The organism is Hyphomonas neptunium ATCC 15444 (assembly GCF_000013025.1).
Lineage (GTDB): Bacteria > Pseudomonadota > Alphaproteobacteria > Caulobacterales > Hyphomonadaceae > Hyphomonas > Hyphomonas neptunia.
This window is the reverse complement of the sequence record NC_008358.1, coordinates 706807-727794: the sequence shown is the minus strand read 5'-3', so window position 1 is coordinate 727794 and position 20988 is coordinate 706807. Positions and strand designations below refer to the sequence as shown.

General features: G+C 63.4%; 20 protein-coding genes and 1 tRNA gene. 12 read left to right on the top strand and 9 right to left on the bottom strand.

The window, feature by feature from the left end; all coding sequences use genetic code 11:
• The first annotated feature begins 193 nt into the window (after positions 1-193).
• The 3 genes from HNE_RS03565 to HNE_RS03555 all read left to right on the top strand — a co-directional run bounded on the left by HNE_RS03565 (position 194) and on the right by HNE_RS03555 (position 2497).
• Complete coding sequence (locus tag HNE_RS03565; protein WP_011645742.1) at positions 194-1216, top strand: NADP-dependent oxidoreductase; 1023 nt, start codon at positions 194-196, stop codon at positions 1214-1216.
• 3 nt (positions 1217-1219) lie between these two features.
• Positions 1220-2131: a hypothetical protein gene (locus HNE_RS03560; protein ID WP_011645741.1), complete on the top strand. Its 912-nt coding sequence runs from the start codon at positions 1220-1222 to the stop codon at positions 2129-2131.
• Between the two features lie 99 nt (positions 2132-2230).
• Entirely contained in the window at positions 2231-2497 is a 267-nt protein-coding gene (locus tag HNE_RS03555; protein WP_011645740.1) for an HU family DNA-binding protein, read from the top strand.
• A 31-nt stretch (positions 2498-2528) separates the two neighbouring features.
• Here HNE_RS03555 and HNE_RS03550 read toward each other — a convergent pair whose 3' ends face one another.
• From HNE_RS03550 to HNE_RS03540, 3 genes are all read right to left on the bottom strand, one after another.
• Positions 2529-3944 carry an MATE family efflux transporter gene (locus HNE_RS03550; RefSeq protein ID WP_011645739.1) on the bottom strand — a complete coding sequence of 472 codons (1416 nt, stop codon included), beginning with the start codon at positions 3942-3944 and terminating at the stop codon, positions 2529-2531.
• Between the two features lie 174 nt (positions 3945-4118).
• Positions 4119-4835 (bottom strand): CPBP family intramembrane glutamic endopeptidase, BDIM_20840 family, encoded by a 717-nt coding sequence (locus tag HNE_RS03545; protein WP_011645738.1) that lies wholly within the window; start codon positions 4833-4835, stop codon positions 4119-4121.
• A 68-nt stretch (positions 4836-4903) separates the two neighbouring features.
• The gene (locus tag HNE_RS03540; protein WP_011645737.1) at positions 4904-6280 is read right to left on the bottom strand and encodes a class II 3-deoxy-7-phosphoheptulonate synthase; all 1377 of its coding nucleotides are present in this window, start codon (positions 6278-6280) and stop codon (positions 4904-4906) included.
• Between the two features lie 152 nt (positions 6281-6432).
• Between HNE_RS03540 and HNE_RS03535 the strand changes: the two genes are divergently transcribed.
• Positions 6433-7740 (top strand): AAA family ATPase, encoded by a 1308-nt coding sequence (locus HNE_RS03535; protein WP_011645736.1) that lies wholly within the window; start codon positions 6433-6435, stop codon positions 7738-7740.
• A 34-nt stretch (positions 7741-7774) separates the two neighbouring features.
• Here HNE_RS03535 and gor read toward each other — a convergent pair whose 3' ends face one another.
• From gor to glmU, 3 genes are read right to left on the bottom strand one after another with little or no spacing between them, the layout of a single operon-like run.
• Complete coding sequence (gor, locus tag HNE_RS03530; RefSeq protein WP_011645735.1) at positions 7775-9160, bottom strand: glutathione-disulfide reductase; 1386 nt, start codon at positions 9158-9160, stop codon at positions 7775-7777.
• A 54-nt stretch (positions 9161-9214) separates the two neighbouring features.
• Positions 9215-9916 carry a ribose-5-phosphate isomerase RpiA gene (gene rpiA, locus HNE_RS03525; RefSeq protein WP_035590334.1) on the bottom strand — a complete coding sequence of 234 codons (702 nt, stop codon included), beginning with the start codon at positions 9914-9916 and terminating at the stop codon, positions 9215-9217.
• Between the two features lie 9 nt (positions 9917-9925).
• Positions 9926-11311, bottom strand: coding sequence for a bifunctional UDP-N-acetylglucosamine diphosphorylase/glucosamine-1-phosphate N-acetyltransferase GlmU (gene glmU, locus HNE_RS03520; protein WP_011645733.1), 1386 nt, complete (start codon positions 11309-11311; stop codon positions 9926-9928).
• An 80-nt stretch (positions 11312-11391) separates the two neighbouring features.
• Between glmU and HNE_RS03515 the strand changes: the two genes are divergently transcribed.
• Positions 11392-12105 (top strand): HAD-IA family hydrolase, encoded by a 714-nt coding sequence (locus tag HNE_RS03515; protein WP_011645732.1) that lies wholly within the window; start codon positions 11392-11394, stop codon positions 12103-12105.
• Here the strand turns inward: HNE_RS03515 and HNE_RS03510 are convergent.
• On the bottom strand, positions 12075-12317 hold the full coding sequence (locus tag HNE_RS03510) for a hypothetical protein (protein ID WP_041298761.1): 243 nt from the start codon (positions 12315-12317) through the stop codon (positions 12075-12077). The two genes, HNE_RS03515 and HNE_RS03510, sit on opposite strands and share 31 nt — an antisense overlap.
• Positions 12318-12818: 501 nt before the next feature.
• On the opposite strand from HNE_RS03510, the gene HNE_RS03505 reads away from it, so the two are divergent.
• The 5 genes from HNE_RS03505 to HNE_RS03485 all read left to right on the top strand — a co-directional run bounded on the left by HNE_RS03505 (position 12819) and on the right by HNE_RS03485 (position 16963).
• A tRNA-Val gene (locus tag HNE_RS03505) sits at positions 12819-12893 on the top strand.
• A 71-nt stretch (positions 12894-12964) separates the two neighbouring features.
• Complete coding sequence (locus tag HNE_RS03500; RefSeq protein ID WP_051593748.1) at positions 12965-13708, top strand: lysophospholipid acyltransferase family protein; 744 nt, start codon at positions 12965-12967, stop codon at positions 13706-13708.
• Positions 13705-14994 (top strand): 3-deoxy-D-manno-octulosonic acid transferase, encoded by a 1290-nt coding sequence (locus tag HNE_RS03495; RefSeq protein ID WP_011645730.1) that lies wholly within the window; start codon positions 13705-13707, stop codon positions 14992-14994. Before HNE_RS03500 ends, HNE_RS03495 begins: the two co-directional genes overlap by 4 nt.
• A complete protein-coding gene (gene lpxK / locus HNE_RS03490) occupies positions 14991-15989 on the top strand; it encodes a tetraacyldisaccharide 4'-kinase (RefSeq protein ID WP_011645729.1) in 999 nt (332 codons plus the stop codon). The genes HNE_RS03495 and lpxK overlap by 4 nt, the downstream gene beginning before the upstream one ends.
• Complete coding sequence (locus HNE_RS03485) at positions 15986-16963, top strand: lysophospholipid acyltransferase family protein (RefSeq protein ID WP_011645728.1); 978 nt, start codon at positions 15986-15988, stop codon at positions 16961-16963. Before lpxK ends, HNE_RS03485 begins: the two co-directional genes overlap by 4 nt.
• A 9-nt stretch (positions 16964-16972) precedes the next feature.
• Here the strand turns inward: HNE_RS03485 and HNE_RS03480 are convergent, their stop codons facing one another.
• Both HNE_RS03480 and HNE_RS17770 read right to left on the bottom strand, forming a co-directional pair.
• Positions 16973-17509, bottom strand: a complete 537-nt coding sequence (locus tag HNE_RS03480) for a hypothetical protein (RefSeq protein ID WP_011645727.1) — start codon at positions 17507-17509, stop codon at positions 16973-16975.
• A gap of 131 nt (positions 17510-17640) precedes the next feature.
• On the bottom strand, positions 17641-18291 hold the full coding sequence (locus HNE_RS17770; protein ID WP_148205794.1) for a squalene/phytoene synthase family protein: 651 nt from the start codon (positions 18289-18291) through the stop codon (positions 17641-17643).
• A 65-nt stretch (positions 18292-18356) separates the two neighbouring features.
• Here HNE_RS17770 and HNE_RS03470 point away from each other — a divergent pair, with 65 nt between their 5' ends.
• Positions 18357-18965: a superoxide dismutase gene (locus tag HNE_RS03470; protein WP_035590348.1), complete on the top strand. Its 609-nt coding sequence runs from the start codon at positions 18357-18359 to the stop codon at positions 18963-18965.
• A 200-nt stretch (positions 18966-19165) separates the two neighbouring features.
• Positions 19166-20776, top strand: a complete 1611-nt coding sequence (locus tag HNE_RS03465) for a DEAD/DEAH box helicase (protein WP_011645724.1) — start codon at positions 19166-19168, stop codon at positions 20774-20776.
• Positions 20777-20988: the final 212 nt, after the last annotated feature.

Genomic DNA, 20988 nt, shown 5'->3' with positions numbered 1-20988 from the left:
ACATGACATGCGCCGGGCGGCTTCTGCAAGCCTTCGCGGCAGGCTGGCACTGCGGCAAACTCCGGGCTTTCTTCGGGTCACCCCCTTCACATGCCGGGTCAGGCAGGTCATCTGAGTGGGACAAAACCGGACAACTCGGGACAAACCGGGACACTTCGGGACACAAAAACACACCCCTTAGGAAGGAACGCCCATGTCCAAACTGACCTCGACTGACTGGAGCCTCGCCGCCCGCCCAGTTGGCATGCCCAAGCTATCTGACTTCGCCAGCCGCGAAGTTGACGTGGCCGACCCTAAGGATGGCGAGATCCAGGTCGTGAACACCTGGATGTCGGTGGACCCCTACATGCGCGGGCGGATGTATGACCGGGAGAGCTATGTGCCCCCGTTCCAGATTGGCGAGACGCTGCAAGGCGGCGCGGTTGGCCGGGTGACGGCGTCGGCCCATCCTGATTTCAAGACGGGTGATCTCGTCAACTCGATGCTCGGCTGGCGCACAGCCTGGGTGGCTGCGCCGCAAGCGGCGATGGTGCAGAAGCTGCCGAATATCGGCCTGCCGGAAAGCGCGTATCTCGGCGTTGCGGGTATGCCGGGCCTCACGGCCTATGCCGGCCTCCTGCGCGTGGGTGAACTCAAAGAGGGCGACACGGTGTTTGTCTCCGGCGCGGCTGGCGCGGTTGGCTCAACCGTTGTCCAGATCGCCAAGATCAAGGGCTGCACGGTGATCGGCACCGCAGGCGGCAAGGAAAAGTGCGATGTCGTCAAATCCCTCGGCGCCGATCATGTGATTGACTACAAAGAGGCTGGCGGCTTTGACGGTCTTGTGGCGGCGCTGAAGTCTGCGGCGCCCAAAGGCATCGACGTATATTTCGACAATGTCGGCGGGGATCATCTCTCCGCGGCGATCGAAGCGGCCCGGCCGATGGCACGCTTTGCCCTCTGCGGAATGATCGCCCAGTATAACGAGACCGGCAAACCCACCGGCCCGCACAACATTATCCAGGCCGTCGGCAAGCAGCTCAAACTTCAGGGCTTTATTGTCTCGAGCCACGCGGATATGACGCCCGCCTTCCATGCCGATATGGCGAAATGGATCGCGAGTGGCAAAATGAAATACGAGGAAACAGTCATGAACGGTATCGAGAAGGCGCCTGCCGCTTTCCTCGGCCTCTTCACCGGTGCCAACACCGGCAAGATGCTGGTCAAGCTGGGCTAACCGATGGCTGCCCTGTTCGACGCATACATCATGGTGGACTGGAGCGCGGCTGCAAAGCCGTCGCTCGGCGCCAATTCGATCTGGATCGGCATCCTGGCCAAGGATGCCCGCCTCAAGCTGCAATATCGCGGCGTGAATATCGACACGCGCCTGAAGGCCCGCGCCTTCCTTGAGGACATGGTCGCCAAGCTGAAAAAGCGCGGCGACAAGGTGCTGATCGGGTTCGACTTCTCGCTGGGTTTTCCAGCGGGGACGGCGGCAGCGCTCGGTCTGGATACGTCGAAACAGGCGCCCTGGGCGGCGACCCACGCCCACCTCGCGGCCAAGCTGAAGGACAAGCCGGACAATTCCAACGCCCGCTATGCCATCGCAGCCGGCCTCAACTACGCCATCTCCAAAGGCGCGTTTCCGTTCTGGGGCGCGCCGGCGCGCGACGTGGTCTCCACGCTTTCGGCCACCCGCCCTGAATACAAGGACGCCGCGCTGGCCGAGTATCGCCTCTGTGAGAACTACCTCAGAGAGAAAAAAATTGGCCAGCCAAAGTCGGTCTGGCAGCTGGCCTATACCGGGTCTGTCGGCAGTCAGACCCTGACCGGAATTCCACATGTGCATGCGCTGCGGCAAGCCTGGCCGACCTCCAGAATTTGGCCCTTCGAGCTTGGTACGGAGCCACTTACCGCCGGGTCTCTGGAGGGTATCGACGTGGTCATGGCGGAGATTTACCCCGCTCTCGTGAAGCCAAAACCGGAAAAAGGTGAGGTGGCCGACGAGGCCCAGGTCCGCCAGATAGCCCGCCACTACGCCGATCTGGACGAAAAAGGGACACTTTCGGCGGCTTTTTCCACAGCCAAATCACTTTCCCCTGAACAAAACCAGCACGTAACAGAAGAAGAGGGCTGGATTCTCGGGGTTTAGCCCGTGTTTATAGGGCGTCCGGCATATTCACGGGTAACGAATCGTGGGTAAGTCGGCCCAATGGCGTGCAAACGTCATTTAACCTAGAGGAGAACCCCTATGAACAAGGGTGAACTGACCAAAGCGGTGGCAGCAGCTTCCGGCCTGTCGCAAAGCGACGCGGGCAAAGCCGTTGACGCGCTCTTTGAGACCGTCGCTGCGGCAGCAAAGTCACGCCAGCAGGTTGCAATCGCTGGCTTTGGCACTTTCTCGGCCAAAACCCGGAATGCGCGCGAAGGCCGCAACCCGGCAACCAAAGAGACGATCAAAATTCCTGAGAAAACCTCGCTGGCTTTCAAACCGGCATCGGCTCTGAAAGACATCTAAGGTTCTGGTCCTCACCGAGGACTGATCCGGATCAGGCGGCGCGCTCCACATCGGGGCGCGCCGCTTTCCATTCCAGCAGAATGAACTGCGCCATCCCCGCCACGAACACAGCGATAAACGCGCCTTCGAGCACACCGGCAGCCCCGCGGCCGAGCGTAATGGCCAGCCAGTAGCAGACCGGGATCATCACCAGGAAGAATGAGCTGATATGGATGGCGCTGGGCAGCCAGACCATGCCCTGCGCGCGCAGGGCAAAGGAGGCGGTTGCCTGAAGGCCGTCAAACACCGTAACCGCCGCCGCCAGCCAGAGGAGCGCCGCAATCGCGGGCGCTATGGCGATGCCGCCGATGACCGCATCTTCCCGCACCAACAGGCGCGAGATCGGCCCGCTCAGGAGAACCAGCAAGACCCCAAGAATGATCCCCATCACGAAGGTCGCCGCAACGCCGAGCCGCCCGGCATTGCGCACTTCTTCCTGGCTGCCCCGGCCGATGGCTTCGGCCACGCGCACGGAGGTGGCTGTCGCGATGCCCAGATAGAACATGAAGCACACGCCGATGACCTGTACCGAATAGCCATAGACGGCGTTGGCCGCGATGGAGACCCAGGTGGCGATGATGAAGGTGATGTTGAAGCCGCCATATTCGGCGATGTTGGAAATGGCCGTGCCCACGCCAACGGCGAGCTGACGACGTGACTCCCCTTTTTCCGCCGGCGGCGAGCGGCGGAAAGCGGGCGTCAGCGTTGCCACGAAGATCAGCAGGACAATCGTAATCAGCCAGCGTGTGCCCGTAGTGGCCCAGGCAACGCCTTCGGCGCCCATCTGGGGGAAGCCCCACCAGCCTGCCACGAGCGCAAGGTTTGCAAAGAGGTTGATGACCACGCCAACATACATCACGACCGTGACGAGCAGCGGCCGGCGCAGCGCCTCCAGATAGTACGAACAGGCCTGGGAAATCATGTGCCCGGCAAGCCCAAGCGCGAGGATGCGCGTAACCGATGCGGTCGAGCTGGCCACGATCTCTGGCGTGACAGCCGACGGGGCATCGCTCGCAGGCGCAATCGTGACGAACACCCAGTGAAAGAACGGATCGGAAATAGGCAGGAGCACCGCCGTGAGCACGGCGCCCATCACCACGGCCCACCAGAGACCGCGCCGGAACACCCGGCCGGAGCCCGCCTCCCTGCCCGTTCCGAGCAGTTCAGAGGTGAGCACCTGAATGCCCAGGAGGATGCCGACGCCGAAGCCCAGCGAGATGCTGATGGGTAGCCATGCCGACAACACATAGGCCAGCTCGCCCGGCGCATACTGGCCAAGAACGATGGCATCCGTCAGGCCCATGAGCATCATGGCCATGCGGCTGACGGCGATCGGCACCGACAGGCGGATCAGATCCGCTATATCCTTTGGCCTGGCCCAGGCGGGCAGGCGCGACGTCGCCGTCATGACTGCCCTCCCTTTGGTCTTTTCCAGGTCAGTGCCTGATTTCTGAGCAGCCGGGCGTGATGCCTCAAAGGCGAATGGAGGGCAAGATATTCCGATAATGATTTTTCGGGCGATGCGGGACGGCAACACCTGGGCCAGGCAAAGCTCAGCGCGCGGAGGAATATCGGACTGGTATCAAAGCAGCGTCGAGGCGCCATTGGCGATGTTGTGCGCGATGACCGGCAGAACGAGGCTGCCTGTGCGCTCGCGCAGCCAGAGGAGCAGGAAGGCTGGAAGACCCGTCATCGCGAAGGTCATGAGGTCAAAATCCACCGCGCCCGCCTCATAGCCGAGCGCATGCGTGAGGCCGAAGAGAAGGCTGGTGAGCACGCCGCCGTAGCCGATGGGCGCGCCGATCACGTTCAGCCGGGGGCGGAAGGCTTCATTCAGCGCCAGCAGCAGGGTGCCACGATAGAAGAACTCTTCATCCAGTCCCGGCAGGGCCCACTGGAAGGCGATAGTTTCTAGATCGTCTGGTTTGCCATCCGCGCCACTGAGTGCGAGCCAGAAGAAGAGACCCGAGAGCGCCATGAACATCAACAGCGCCCCGCGCCAATGGGGCCCCTGATCCAGCCTCGCGCCGCAGCGCGCCCAGCCGAAGGCGGGCAGCGACATGACGATCAGCGTGCCCGCAAAGGCGGCGAGCTTGCCTGCCCAGTTCCAGTCTGCGCCGGGAAACGGGTCCGGAATGGTCCAGAAGGCCCGCGTCAGCAGTGCCTGATAGACAAGGTTGAGGAGGAGCGCCGCGATCAGCCAGCGCCAGCGAAACCCGCTGCGCAACACCAGCGCGCCCGCGAGGCCGAGCCCCGCGAGAATGCCGGTTTCGATCAATGTCCGGATCAGCTCGTCCATGCATCCCGCCTCCTCTGCCATTGCTCAGATGCAGCGGCAGAGGGGTTTGGATGCAGGCGGGGCGGGTTTTAGCCCGCTTTGCGGGCCGTGGCGGCTTCGACTTCAGCGGCCTGGAGTTTCTCAGCCACGAGGAAGGCAAGTTCCAGGGCCTGTTCGCCATTGAGACGGGGGTCGCAATGGGTGTGGTAGCGGCTGGAGAGGTCTTCTTCGGAGATCGCCTGCGCGCCGCCGATACATTCGGTGACGTTCTGGCCGGTCATCTCGAAATGGACGCCGCCGGGATAGCAGCCTTCGGCCGAGAGCACGTCGATGAACTGGCGCACTTCGGAGAGGATGCGGTCAACGGGCCGTGTCTTGAAGCCGGTGCCGGTTTTCAGCGTGTTGCCGTGCATCGGATCGCATGACCAGACGACCGTGCGGCCGGATTTCTTCACCGCGCGGGCGAGCGGGGGCAGGCCCGCTTTCACGCCTTCGGAACCGAAGCGCGAGATCAGCGTGATCCGGCCGGGCTCGTCTGCGGGATTGAGCGTGTCGATCAGGCGGAGGAGTTCGTCGGTCTCCATGCCGGGGCCACACTTGATGCCGATGGGGTTTTTGACGCCCTTGCAGAAATTGACATGGGCATGGTCGATCTGGCGCGTGCGGTGGCCGATCCACAGCATGTGGGCGGAGGTGTCATACCAGTCGCCACTGGTGGAATCGATGCGGGTCATCGCTTCCTCATAACCCAGCAGCAGCGCCTCATGGCTGGTATAGAACTCCACCTGCGACATCTGCGGAACGCTCTCGGCATTGAGGCCGACCGCTTCCATGAAGCGTAGCGAGGCGGAGATCTGGTCAGCCAGCTTCTGATAGCGCTCGCCCTGCGGGGAGCGGTCAACGAAGCCGAGCATCCAGCGCTGGACGTTCGCAAGGCTGGCATAGCCGCCCTGGCTGAAGGCGCGCAGGAGGTTCAGCGTGGCGGCTGACTGCGAATAGGCCTGGATCAGGCGCTCGGGGTCCGGGATGCGGGACTCGGGCGTGAATTCCATGCCGTTGATATTGTCGCCGCGATAGGAAGGCAGCGTCACGCCGTCGATGGTCTCGATGGGTTCAGAGCGCGGCTTGCCGAACTGGCCGGCGATACGGCCGACTTTCACGACCGGCTTTGCGGCGGCGAAGGTCAGCACCACAGCCATCTGGAGGATGACGCGGAAGGTGTCGCGGATGTTGTCCGGGTGGAATTCCTTGAAGCTCTCAGCGCAGTCCCCGCCTTGCAGCAGGAAGGCTTTGCCGGCCGCAACTTCTGCCAGGCGCGTCTTCAGGCGGCGCGCTTCCCCGGCAAACACCAGCGGCGGATAGCTTCTCAAACGGGTTTCGACAGCTGCCAGGGCCGCCGCATCAGGATAATCCTGCGGGATGTGCTTGGCAGGCAGATTGCGCCAGTCGGAAGGATGCCAGGTCATTGCTCGGTTCTCACTTGGATTTTGCCGCATAAAACATATGAGCGCCCATTGCTCAAGTTTCACCATAATTTCACTGCAAGAAGGTGGCGGAATCGCGGGTTGGCCCGTTACAAGGCCGATTCAGACAGAAGATTCATGAGGCGCGGGGCCACATGTCGCACGTATACATAAGCCATTCGGGCAAAGACCCGGACGCCCTGCTCGCATTGCATGAAGCGCTGCGGGCCGCTTCCGTTACGGTATTCTACCCTGGCGAAGACACCTCACGCGAGGAGGCTGATGCGGCGATCGACAAGGCATTTGCCGTCATCGTGCTGGTTTCGGCCGCGGCTGTGCGCTCCAAATGGGTGCGCCAGGATGTCGAAGCGGCCAAGGCGCTTGGCCTCAAACGCATTCCCTATCAGGTCGACAAGGCGCGTCTGAACGGCTTCTTCAAACAGGAAGTTCAGCCCGATCTGCGCCTCTCCTCCTCGATGCCGGACGGGCTGGCGCAGCTCGTCTCGGAGACGCAGGAAGCTTACCGGAAAAAATGCCCGGTCATTGCGGTCATGAACCTCAAGGGCGGGGTGGGCAAAACCACCGTTTCCGGGCAGGTGTTCGGCGCCTGGCAGGCGGCCTTTGGCGGGCGCGTCCTGCTGATCGACCTCGACCCGCAATATAACCTCACCCAGACCTTCTATCCGATGGAGCTGGCCGATGCGTCCTCCGCGCAGGACCGCTCGGTGATCTCCCTGTTCGAGCGCTCGCGCCTGCATGCGCGCGACGCGGCCTCCCCGGCAGAAAACTGGCTCGGCCTCACCACTCAGCCGTTTACACCTGCGCCGCGCGATCAGTTCGCACACCCCATTCTTGGCAGCGACGGCCCGCCGGGGCGCCTCGACATCATCTCCGGCCAGTTCGAGATTTCCAAATACGCCTTCTCAGGCGATCCCGACGCGCTCGCCGCCGTGAAGCAGCATTTCCTGCGCTGCGTGGAGCATTACCGCAGCGCGTATGACCTCATCGTGTTTGATACCAACCCCAACGCCACCTTCCTGACGCGCTGCGCGCTGGAAGCAGCCGACCGCGTAATCGCGCCGATGCATGCGGACATTTATTCCCTGCGCGGCGTGCGCCTGCTCAACCAGGTGATCCAGAACCAGGTGGAAGACTATAAACGGCCCGACCTGCGCATCCTGTTCAACGCGGTGAACCGCAATGAACAATCGACCTTCGAGGCAGATGCCCGCAATGGCGTGTTTGATGGCGCGGCGGGCTTTGCGCTGTCCAAAGCGCTGCTGACCGCCGCCCTGCCCCGCTCGGGGCATTTCGCGGTGAAAGCCCCGCAGGATGGTCAACCTGCGTGGCGGCAGCTCGTCATCCATGCCGGGCGCGGCGGCGGGCTGAAAGCGATCCGCGAAAGCCTGACACAGGTGGCACTCGAAATCCGTGGACTGAATGACGCGATGACGCGGCATTGATTTAGCCCCCTCCCAGGGGAGAGGGGCTTCAAGGTCAAACGCCCTCAGGTACCCATTTGGTCCGCATCGTGACGAGTTCTTCGGCAGATGACGGGTGCAGCGCGCAGGTCTGGTCGAAATCCTGCTTTGTGGCGCCCATCTTCACAGCGATGGCGGCGGTCTGGATCATCTCGGCAGCGTCCTCGCCCACCACATGCACGCCCAGGACGCGCTGGTCAGAGGCACGCACGACGAGCTTCATGAACGTGCGTGTCTGGTCGCCGTTCAGCATATTTTTCATCGGGCGGAATTTGGTCTTGTAGATATCGATCTCGCCGAACGTCTTGCGTGCCTCGGCTTCGGAGATGCCGACGGTGCCGACTTCCGGCTGGGTGAACACGGCGGTCGGAATGTTCGAGTGATCCATCTTCCAGGGCTTGTCACCAAATTCTGTATCGGCAAAGGCGTGGCCTTCGCGGATGGCGACAGGGGTGAGCGCCACGCGGCCCGTGACATCGCCCACCGCCCAGATGTTCTCCACATTTGTGCGCGACCATTCGTCGACGATCACCTCGCCCTGCTCGGCCAGCTTCACGCCTGCCTTGTCGCAGCCAAGATCATCCGTATTCGCCCGGCGGCCAACCGCCATCAGCACCACATCGGTGTCGATCTCGTTACCGCTGCTCATGGTGACCATAAGGCCACCCCCGGTTTTCTCGATGGATTTGAAGGTGCACTTGGTGACGACGCGCACGCCGGCCTCCTTCAGGCCCTCATGCACGGCGAGGCGGATCTCATCGTCAAAGCCGCGCAGCACGGTCTCGCCGCGATAGACCAGCGTTACCTCAGCGCCGAGCCCGGCAAAGATGTGGGCAAACTCGACTGCGATATAGCCCCCGCCCGCGATCAGCATCCGCTTTGGCAGCGTGTCCATTTCGAACACGCCGTTGGAATCGATGGCGTGCTCAATGCCGGGCAGCTCGTCTGCCGACGGCATCCAGGGGCGGCCACCCGTGGCGATCAGGATTTTCCCGGCCGTGACCGTCTTGCCGGATTTCTTCAGGCGCAGCGTATGCGCGTCCACGAATTCGGCCCGGTCATCGAACACATCAACCCCGGCATTCTTGAGGTTGCGGTCATAGATCGCCGACAGCCGCTCGACCTCGGCGTGCAGCGCCACCATGAACGCGCTATGGTCATAGGATACGTCGCCCACGGACCATCCGTACCCGGCAGAGAGCTTGATGTGTTTGCCATAGGTGCTGGAATACACCATGAACTTCTTCGGCACACAGCCGCGCACGACGCAGGTGCCGCCCATGCGGTATTCTTCAGCAAGGGCGACCTTTGCGCCTGCCTGCGCCGCAATCCGGCCCGCGCGCACGCCCCCCGAACCACCGCCAATCACGAACAGGTCATAGTCGTAGGCGGTGTCGGTCATGGGAAGGTCCTTGGGTATCAGCGGGTTATCGGCAACAGATGTGAGGCGCCCGCCTCAGTATTCAATGATATGGGCGCCATTTTCCTCGCCGATGATCACCGTGCGGGCGATGCCGATGAACAGGCCATGCTCGACAACGCCGGGCACACCGGAGAGATAGGCACCTGTCTTGGCGGGGTCTGGAATGCGGCCGCAATGGCAGTCCAGAATATGATTTCCGCCATCCGTGACCAGAAGATCAGTGCTGCCGGCGGCCTTGCGCAGCTCGATACGCGGGCGCTCCACGCCGGAGGCGACCAGCGCGTCATGCACCTTCTTGGCCGTAATCGTGTAGCCGAACGGCGTGACTTCGACCGGCAGCGGAAACGCGCCGAGATGGGGCACTTCCTTCGAGCTGTCGGCAATCACGACCATATGATCGGAGGCGTTGGCGATGATCTTTTCGCGCAGCAGCGCGGCGCCGCCGCCCTTGATCAGCACGCCGCCGGGGCCGACTTCATCGGCGCCATCAACGGTGAGATGGATACGGTCCACCTGCTCGAACGGGATCAGCGGCACACCGAGGCTGCGCGCCAGTTCGCGCGTCTGGTTGCTGGTTTCGATGCACCGCACGATCAGGCCATCAGCGATCTCGTCGGCCAGCATCTCGACGAAGAATTTCGCCGTTGAGCCGGTGCCGAGGCCAATCGTCATGCCCTCTTCAACAAAGTCCATCGCGGCGGCGGCCGCATTCTGCTTTTCGGTGTCGCTAGCCATGTCCGGCAATCAGCCCTTCTTGTTCTGGTCTGTGGTGCGGGCGGCCTTTTCTGCGGCCTTCTTTGCCCGGTAGTTCCTGGCCCAGCCCTCGCGGGTGATCTGCTGGCCGCGCCCGACGGCGAGGGCGTCGTCTGGCACATCCTTGGTGATCACGCTGCCCGAGCCGATATAGGCGCCATCGCCGATTCTCACCGGCGCGACGAGGGCCGAGTTGGAGCCGACGAACGCCCCCTCGCCCACATCGGTCTGATGTTTGAGGAAGCCATCATAATTGCAGAAGATCGTGCCCGCGCCGATATTGGCGCCCGCGCCGATGGTGCCATCGCCGAGATAAGCGAGGTGGTTCGCCTTGGCGCCTTCGCCCATGGCGGTGTTCTTGGTCTCGACAAAGTTGCCGATGTGAACGTTTGCTGCCAGCACCGTGCCGGGACGCAGACGGGCGTAGGGACCAACACTGCAACCCTCGCCCACCACGGCGCCTTCCAGATGGCTGAACGCGCGGATCTGCGCGCCGCCAGCCACCTTCACGCCGGGACCGAACACGACATTCGGTTCGATCACGGCATCAGCGCCGATCTGCGTATCATGGGACAGAAACACGGTTTCCGGGGCCACCATCGTGACACCCGCCTCCATCAGCGCGCGGCGGCGCTTTTGCTGGAAGATCGCTTCAGCCTCGGCAAGGTCTGCCTTGGAATCGCAGCCGATCAGATCGTCTTCGCCGGAGACCGCGACCGCGCAGCGGATGCCTTCGGCGCGGGCGAGGCCGACAAGGTCGGTCAGGTAATACTCGCCCTTGGCGTTGGAGTTGGTGACCTTCGCGAGAAGGCGGAACATGTCTGCCGCGCGGCCTGCCATGACGCCTGAGTTGCACAGGCGCACCCTGAGTTGGAACGGGGTGGCCTCGCGCGCTTCGACGATCGCCTCCAGGCTGCCATCCTCACCGGTGATCAGGCGGCCATAGAGGCCGGGGTCTTCGGCTTCGAAACCGAGTACGCCGAGACCGGTTTTGTCCGAAAGTGTCCCGAACAGGTCTTCGATTGTCGCGGCCGGCACCAGCGGGCTGTCGCCATAGAGCACGGCAAGGTCGCCCTCGAACCCGCGCAGGGCCTCCTCTGCGCAGCGCACGGCATGGCCGGTGCCCTGGGGTGGGTCCTGATAGGCAATCGCCACATCTGGATGGTGCTTGCCGAGATGGGCGATCAGCACGTCCTGCGAGGGATGCACGACGGCCACGATACGCTCCGCGCCGACCTGACGGGCGAGCGCGATCGACCAGTCCATCATCGGGCGGCCGCCCACGGCATGCATCACCTTGGGCAGGGGCGACTTCATGCGGGTTCCCTTGCCGGCGGCAAGGATGACGGCGGCGCGCTGTTTGCGGGTGTCGGTCAATGCGGGCTCCCTCTCGCTTTCCTCTGCCCCATCGCCTAGACGAAACCCCGCATCTTGGCGAGGGCGAAGGAGGGTTCCAGATGGCTGAAAACGGCAGGTTTGACGGCTGGACGGTCGCGTTCGATCTGGACGGTACGCTGGTGGATACCGCGCCCGACCTTCTGGGCGCGCTCAACCATGTGCTCACCGATGCGGGCCTCGAGCCTGTCGACCTGCCCACCATCGCGACGCTGATCGGCAATGGCGCCCGCGCCATGATGGAAAAGGGATTCGGGGTTCAGGGCGTTACCTTGCCAGCTGCGGAAATGGACGCTGCTTTCGAGCGGTTCATCGCCTATTATATTGCCAACATCGCGGTAGATTCGCGGCCCTTCGAGGGCTGCACCGAGGCGCTCGACGCGCTGCTGGATGCGGGGGCCACACTCTGCGTGTGCACCAACAAGCGGCAGGATCTCAGCGAGCGTCTGATCGGCGAACTTGGCCTCACGGACCGGTTTGCCGCCATCCTCGGCGCAGACCGGGCAACCAACCGCAAGCCCCACCAGGACCATGTGTTCGAGGCCGTTCGCGCCGCAGGCGGCACGCCGGAGCGCGCGCTGTTCGTGGGGGATAGCCGAACAGATGAAAGGGCAGCCCGGAATGCCGGGCTGCCCTTCCTGTTTGTGACCTTTGGCTACGAAGCGGAAACGCCTGAGATGATCGCGCCCGATGGCATCATCGGTCACTATGCTCAGCTGTTTGACGCTTTGTCAGTCCTTAGGGATCAGGCCATCGCCTCATTGCGCGGACGGTAAGTCGGGCGGGAAGAGCCCACTTCACCGGCAGCACGGCGGCGCGGCATGCCATTGACCATATTGGAACGCACGTCACAACGCGCGCTCCGCATCGCAGGAACAAATCCCGCGTCTACAAGGTCGACATCGACTTCGTAGCCACGTTCTGCCCAATACGAATTGATTTTTTCACGGAGGCGCTTAGCGCCTTCTTCGTCACACCAATCTTTCACTCTGCTCTCTCCAGGCGATTTTATCGTTCTAGATGTTGAGACGGTCCAAGGGGGGACCATCTGTGCCTGTCCTTCTTAAGGTTCATCACGCGGACCTTGCCGGCCCGTCTGTGTATGTCCGGTAGATGACAATGTTTGCAGGGTTTCTCAAGGGTAATTCTATATAACTTTATCTTAATCAACTAAGATGAACAGATATTCATCATGAACGGCCATTCATCTGGCGTTCATCATGCATTCCTCAGAATGGGAATGCCCTTTTAATTGCAACCGTTTGCGCCGGAGCCGCAAAACTGCGAAGTTCCACCGGTGTCACTCGCCTGAAGGGCGTTCGCCCCGACTCGCCACCCGATTTATGCAGTTCCGCATAGCTAGCTCGCAAACTATGCATCCATATTTTCGTACTTAACCACGAAATTCTGCCTCTGCCTATCGCACATCTGCTTTGCGATATGTGCTTGACCTCCCCGCGCTGCAAGATTAGGCACCCCGCTCGCGGTCGGGCGATTAGCTCAGCGGTAGAGCACTGCCTTCACACGGCAGGGGTCACAAGTTCGAACCTTGTATCGCCCACCATCTTTCCGGCCCGCGACCCTCTGCTGAACTGATACGTGGCGCTCAATACGAAGCGCAGTATAAGCCGCCCGATGAAAGCGTTTTTCCGCTCCGCGCCTGTTGTAACCGTGCTTGGATTTGTCATCTGGGCGTGGATGGCGCTGGTTGGCCGCACGGTGCGCTGGACGATCGAAGGCGAAGCCAAAGCCCGCGCCGCGCTGGCGGCAGATACCCCCGGCCTGGTGGTTGCCTGCTGGCACGAAACGATCCTCCTCATGCCCGCGGGCTGGACGAGAGCCGTGCGCCACTGGCCCGAAAAGCGCGGGCGCGGCGCCATGATGATTTCCCTGTCGGCAGATGGCGAGCCGGTTGCCCGCGCCATCAAACATCTCGATCTGGATGTCGTGCGCGGCTCGACCGGTAACAAGAAGAAGGCCGGCAAGGACAAAGGCGGCATGCGCGCCATCGCCGAGGCTTCCACCCGCCTGCGCAAAGGCGACTATATCTGTATGACGCCCGATGGCCCGCGAGGGCCCCGCCGCAATGCCAGCCAGGGCGCCGTGACGCTCGCCCAGCGCACCGGCGCAAAGGTGTTGCCGTATGCCATTTCAACCCGGCCGGCCCCGCGCCTCAACAGCTGGGACCGGTTCATCATTCCCCTGCCCTTCACACGCGGCGCCATCGTGTTCGGCGATCTCATCGACTGCCCGCGTGAGGCGGCCCCCGAATTGTTGCAAGACGCGCTGCAACGCGGCATGGATGAGGCAACCCGGCGTGCCGAAAGTCTCGCCGGCCACCCCGTTCAACCTGCAAGGCCGGAGCTTACCCCTGAATGACGCCCGCGTTGTTCGCCTACCGGCTCGCCACCTATGCGGCGTCGCCCTTCCTGGGTTTCCTGCTGAGCCAGCGGGCCAAAGAGGGCAAGGAAGACTATCTGCGCCTGCATGAGCGCTATGCCAAACGCCTGCCGCCCCGCCGCCCCGGCCCGCTGATCTGGCTGCATGGCGCCAGTGTCGGCGAAAGCGGCCTGCTGCTGGAACTCGGCCGCCGCCTGATTGCGGCCCGCCCCGGCGTGATGCTGGTCTTCACCAGCCAGACCCAGACCTCCGCCCGCCTCCTCGGCCCGCTCCTGCCGGATAATGCCATCCACGCCATGGCCCCGCTCGATACGCCCCAGGCCGCCCGCCGCTTCATCCAGCACTGGAAGCCCGATCTCTGCGTCTTCGCCGAAGGCGAGATCTGGCCCAACCTGATCCATGAAGCCCGCAAGAGCGGCGCACGCACGGCGCTGGTCAATGCGCGGATGACCCAGAAATCGGCCGAAGGCTGGCAGAGGGTGCGCGGCCTCTTCCAACAGCTCGTCGGCCGGTTCGACATTGTCCTGGCCGCAGACCTCGATACCGGCCAGCGCCTGGAAGGCCTGCTCGGCCGGCCGGTGCGCGCCGCCGGCAATCTCAAATCTGCCCTGCCGCCACCTGCCGCCAACGAGGTGGAGCTGACCCGCATCGCGGGCAATTTCATCGCCGGGCGCCGCTGCCTGCTGGCCGCGTCCACGCATGCCGGTGAGGAGGAAATCTTCCTCGATGCTGCCGCCGCGCTGGACGAAGACATCGCCCTCATCATCGCCCCGCGCCATCCAGATCGCGGTGAGGAAATCGAAGCGCTGCTGAAACAGCGCGGCCTGCGCCATGCGCGCCGCTCCAAAGGCGTGCAGCCCGACAAGCGCGACCGCGTTCTGCTCGCCGACACGATGGGCGAAATGGGCCTCTGGATGCGCCTTGCGAACGCCGTCTATCTTGGCGGCGGCCATACTGAAGGTGTCGGCGGGCATAATCCGCTTGAACCCATCCGTCTCAACCGCCCGGTCGCCACCGGCCCGCATGTCCACAACTTTGCAGACCTGATGGCGAGCCTTGCAGCCAGCGGCCTCGTGCACACTGTTGCCGATGCCGGCGCCCTCACAGCTTTCCTGCGCCAGCCGTCTGCTGTGCCCGAAGACGCCCTTGCCGCCCTGACGGCGGAGGCCGACGAGCCGATGCTGCTCACGCTGGGCGCGCTGCTGCCCCTCCTGCCCCAACCCCTGCTGGAGGGCAGCGACGGCGACTGGGAGCGCCAGCGGTGAAGGCGCCGTATTTCTGGTCGGCGGATCTCGATCCGAAATCCCGCGAAGCGGCCCCGCTGACCCGTCTGCTGCTGACGCCCTTCGCAATGCTCTATCTCTGGGCCTTGCGCCGCAAGCTCGCCAAGGCTCGGCCGGAGGCCGCGCCCGTGCCGGTCGTCTGCATCGGCAATCTCACTGCCGGCGGGGCGGGCAAGACCCCCGTTACCGAAGCCATCCGTAACCGGATCAGGTCTGCCGGCCTGCGCGCCGCCAGCCTCTCCCGCGGTCATGGCGGGGCCGAGCCTGGCCCGCTGAAGGTCGATCCCGCCCGGCATACGTCCCGCGATGTGGGGGATGAGCCTCTGCTGCTCGCCGGGTCCGGTGAAGCCTGGATCGGGCGCAAACGCCCCGAAGCGGCGCGCGCCATGGCGGCAGACGGCGCCGAGATCATCCTCATGGATGACGGCCACCAGAACCCGTCTCTGAAGAAAGATCTTACCCTGATCGTCATCGATGCGGGTGCCCCCTTCGGCAATGGCCATGTTCTGCCCAAAGGCCCGCTGCGGGAAAAAGTGCCCGAGGGCCTCGCCCGCGCCGATGCCGTGATCCTTATGGGCGCAGGCCCTGTGCCGCCCGAAGTGACTGCCAGCAGCCTGCCCGTGCTGCGCGCCCGGCTCGCGCCCCTGGCCGCGCCCCCGCCCGGCCCGCTGGTCGCCTTCGCCGGCATCGGGCGCCCGCAGAAATTCTTCGATAGTCTTGCGCAGGCAGGCGGCAATGTCTCCGATGCGGTGCCATTTGGGGATCACCATCCTTACACCAAGGGCGACGTTCAGTTCCTGCGCAGCCTTGCTCACGATCACGGCGCACGTCTGATCACGACCACCAAAGACCACGTTCGCCTGCCGCTGGACGCGCAATCAGAAATCCTCGCCTGGCCGGTCACCGCCGTGTTCGAGGACACCGCAGCGCTTGACGCCGTGCTCGCCCCGATCTTCAAACGCGCTGGCAAACCATGAACACCCAGCCCCCCCCCTCCAACCCTGGCGGCGCCTATGTCCGCCCGAAGGACATCGATAACCGCGCCACCCTCGGCCAGCGGATCGCCTGGCGGCTGGAAACGATTGCCTGGGATCTGATTTACTGGGCGCCGATGAAAATGCTGGGGCCGGACAAGGCGTCAGACTTCGGCGGCTGGCTGGTGAAGAAGATCGGCCCGCTTTTTTCCCAGCACAAGACAACGAAGCGCAATCTGCGCCTTGCCTTTCCGGACTGGAGCGAGGCGCAGGTGGAAGAGACCGCCCTGGCGGCCTGGGAAAATGCCGGGCGCACGGCGGGCGAGCTGCCCCACTTGCCGAAGATTGATCCCTACACGTCCGGCCGCGTGGAGATCATCGGGCTGGATGTGCTCGACCAGATCAATACCAGTTGCAAGGGCGCGGTCTTTGTCTCCGGGCATTTCGCAAACTGGGAGATCATGCCGGCGGCCATCGTCAAGCGCATTCCCCATGCGGTGATGACCTACCGTGCGCTGAACAATCCGCATATCGACAAGCGCATCGCCGACCTGCGCCATGATTACGGCACCGCCGTCAACGCCCCCAAGGGCATCGGCACGCGCGAGCTGATGCGGGCGCTTGCCAAGGGCGCGCCGGTTGCGCTGATGAATGACCAGAAGTTCAATGAAGGGATTGCGGTGCCCTTCTTCGGCCACCTCGCCATGACCGCGCCGGGGCCGACCCGGCTGGCGCTGAAATACGGCGTGCCGATTGTGCCGGTCTCAACCGTGCGCACGGGCCCTGCCCGCTTCCGTATCGAGTTCCACACGCCTTTCGTGCCCGAGGATACCGGTCATCCGGAGGCGGACATTGAGCGCGCCGTGCAGCGCATCACCGCCTTCATCGAAGACCAGGTGCGCGCCCACCCCGGCCAATGGTTCTGGCAGCATCGCCGCTGGCCCAAGGAAGCCTGGCGCGAGGCGGGGATCAGCTGAGGCGTTGGCCTACTCTGCCAGCGGGGCCGAGGCGGGATGCATCTCCGGGCCGACAGGCTCAAACCAGATGAAGGGGCCCTGAGGCACGCTCCCAGGTGGCACCGGCGCCGGAATATCCCCGCCGCCTTCCCCCAGCGAATAGATGTAATCGTAGAGCGCGCCGACATCTGCCTGCTCCATCCGGTGGAGGGCCCACCAGGGCATGGGCGGCAGGCTCTGGCGGGACTGCGCCGTTTCAATCCACGCTTCGCGCGATGCCGCTGTCTGAACAGACTGGCGCAGATTGGTGGCGTAGCTTGTTCCCCAGCCGCCGGAATAGCCGACGGGCGATCCGGTCAGCAGCAGCGCCTCTGGCGCGGCCCCGCCACCCGGCGCCCAGCCGGGCGTGTGGCAGTCATGACACCCGCCGATGTCAGCCAGATAAGCGCCGCGCACAACGCTGCTGGCGAGCGATGTTTCTGCGCTCTCGGCAGGGGGGCTATCAGCCTGCGGCGCGCAGGCGGCAAGCATCAGCGCGCTGCAAAGCGCAAGGAAACCGGACTTCATCTGTGCATTCCTCCAATGAGCTGGCGGCACGCTCCCCGCGCGGCCTTCCGGAGGAAAGCTGTCAGCGGACGATAATTACACCTGCGCTCATTTTCCGGCAATCTTGCCCGCGCGGAAAAGCCCGAAGGTTTTCATACTTCGCCGGTATTCATCGCTTTCATGATCGAGAAGCGTTTGGTGAAGGGGTTGGGCGTCTTGCCTTCGCAGTAGAGCTTGCGCAGGCGGTAGTGCGCGATAGCCGGGCGCAGCTGTTTGGGCGCGGGCGAGACAATCGGGCCGAATGCCTTGGACGCATGACGGCGCGCCGCGGCGTAAGCGGGGGCAACCGCCTGCAGGTCACCGGCCCAGTTATGGACGGGGCTGAGGATATGGGCGGCGGTCAGGCCGAGCCAGCCTTCGGGTTCCTTAGCGCGGTCTGCGTCGAGGAAGGCAAGCTGATAGCCATCCACCAGCTTCTGCAACGCGCCGGGCTTGAGCCTGCCGGCGACCACTTCTTCGGCAATGGCGAGGCAGACATCATGCCCGCGGGGGGCCTTGCCCGCCTCGATCTCCTCGATCGCTTCGCGCCACCACTGAAAGCGGATCAGACCGAGTGTTTCTTCCGAAACCGCCTCGCGCACCCTTACAAGTTCGTAAGCCAGGGCATAGAGCGCAACCAGGGCCCGGCGCTCGGCAGCGGGTGCAAACCGGCTGGAAATCCACCGGTCCTCGTCTACCCGGCGGACTCTTTTATCAATTTCTTCCCAAGGCGTTTGGGTCAGAGGTCTGGTCTCGTTTGACATGGACCCCATATGTGCGAAACCGCTTCCGAGCGAAAGAGACCAAAACGCGCAAAGAGGACACCGCCATGGCCTTCACCCTTCCCGAACTTCCCTATGCCCGCAATGCGCTTGCCCCGCACATTTCGGAAGAGACCCTGAACTTCCACTACGGCAAGCACCATCAGGCCTATGTGACCAACCTGAACGGCCTCGTTGAGGGCACCGACCTTGCCGGCAAATCGCTGGAAGAGATCATCAAGATTTCTGCGGCCGACAAGTCCAAGGCCGGCATCTTCAACAACTCCGCCCAGGTGTGGAACCACACCTTCTACTGGCACTCGATGAAGCCCGGTGGCGGCGGCAAGCCCCACGGCAAGGCAGCCGAGCTGATTGAGCGCGACCTTGGCGGCTATGACGCCTTCGTCAAAGAGTTCAAACAGGCGGGCGCAACCCAGTTCGGTTCGGGCTGGGCGTGGCTCTCCTACAAGGGTGGCAAGCTGGTGATCTCCAAGACGCCGAACGCCGAAACCCCGCTGACAGAAGAGGGCACCACGCCCCTGATGACGATGGATGTTTGGGAGCACGCCTACTATCTGGATTACCAGAACCGCCGCCCCGATTACATCGATACCTTCCTGGGCAGCCTGGTTAACTGGGACTTCGTGAACCAGAACCTCGCCGACGCGGGCGCCTAAGCCTTTCCTGAATTTGCACGAAATAAGAACGCCCGCCCTTCCCCGGCGGGCGTTTTTGATATAAAGGCGGCTCATCAAACGCTCCGGGCATGGGATTCGCCCGGCTGCGGCTTGCCGGTCATGGGGATCAGCAGCTGCAGGACAGAGCCGCCAATACGGGCGGCCGGGCAAATCAACCAGACATCCCGGAGACTACCCCTTTGACTGAGACAACATTTGCGGATTTCGGCCTGGCCGAAAACATCCTCAAAGCCGTGACCGAGTCCGGCTACACCATCCCCACCCCGATCCAGCGCGAAGCCATTCCGCATATCCTGATGGGTGGCGACGTAACCGGCGTAGCCCAGACGGGCACCGGCAAGACGGCCGCTTTCGTGCTGCCGATGATCCAGCGCCTTTCCACAGGCCGCGCCCGCGCGCGGATGCCGCGCTGCCTGATCCTCTGCCCGACGCGCGAGCTTGCCGCGCAGGTTGCCGAGAATTTCGAGAAGTATGGCAAATACCTCAAGCTGACGATGGCGCTGCTGATTGGCGGCGTCAGCTTCAAGGAACAGGAAACCCTGCTCCAGCGCGGCGTGGACGTGCTGATCGCGACGCCGGGCCGCCTGATGGACCAGTTCGATCGCGGCAAGCTACTGATGATGGGCGTTGAGACGCTGATCATCGACGAAGCCGACCGGATGCTCGACATGGGCTTCATCCCCGACATCGAGAAGATCTGCGCCAAGCTGCCGGCAAACCGCCAGACGCTGCTGTTCTCCGCGACCTTCCCGACGGACATTCAGCGCCTTGCCAAGACCTTCCAGAAAGATCCCAAGAAGATCGAAGTCACCCGGCCGGCACAGACCGCCGAGACGATTTCGCAATTCGTGGTCAAGCTGCCGACCAATGATGGCAAGGCCCGCCGCACGGCGCTGCGCCGCGTGATCGAAGCGACCAATGTGAAGAACGGTATCGTGTTCTGTAACCGCAAGGTCGAGGTCGACATCGTTGCTGCCTCGCTGACCAAGCATGGCCATGACGCTGCGCCGATCCATGGCGACCTGCCGCAGAGCGTGCGGTCCGAAACGCTCCAGCGTTTCCGTGATGGCAAGCTGAAACTGCTCGTCGCGTCTGACGTGGCCGCGCGCGGCCTCGATATTCCGGATGTGGGCCATGTGTTCAATTTCGGCCCACCGCCGAAGGATGAAGATTACGTCCACCGCATCGGCCGCACGGGCCGCGCCGGACGCACCGGCGAGAGCTATACGGTTGTGACGCCTGCGGACGATAAGTCCTGGGGCTTCGTGGTGAAGATGATCAAGAAGGACGTTCCGGAATTCATGCCGGAGGGCCTTCTGGAAGAACTCGAAACGTTGCCCCCGGAAGAAAAGCGCGACCGCAAGACGGGCGGACGTGGCGGAGACCGCGACCGCGGTGGCCGCAGCGCCCGTGGCCGTACCGAGCGGACCGAGCAGAGCGACCGGAGCGAACGCGCCCCGCGCCGCCGCCGCGAGAAGGAAGACGGCGATGTGGCCGTCGCCGATGCGCCGGTTGAGACGGTTGCCACCGAAACAGTGGAGGCTGCAGAGCCCGCCGCCGTGCAGGAAAAGCCCAAGCGCGAACGCGCGCCGCGCGGCGAAAAACGCCGTGAACGCACAGAAGAAACGCCCCAGCCCCGCGCCGAAAAACGCGAGCGCAGCGGCGGTGACCGCGAACGCGAACGTCCGCAACGCGACTATAAGCGCAAGGATGACGATCTGATCCTGGAGCCGGCGCCTGACCGTGTGGTCGGCTTTGGCAATGATGTGCCCAACTTCCTGAAACGCTAACGCGTTTTTTCCAGCACCTTTAGCCGGCCGCGCTCCTCTGGGGCGCGGCCGGTTTACGTTTGGGATTGGGTTGAAGGCTTCGGAAACGTGCGGAGAGAAGGTCCCGGATAATCTCGTTCGCGATTTCCGGGTTTTTACCTGAGATGTATCGGGAGGGCGCTTGCCGTACCCCCCTTCTGTCCCTGCGGGGCGTTCTCGGGGAAACCGCACTG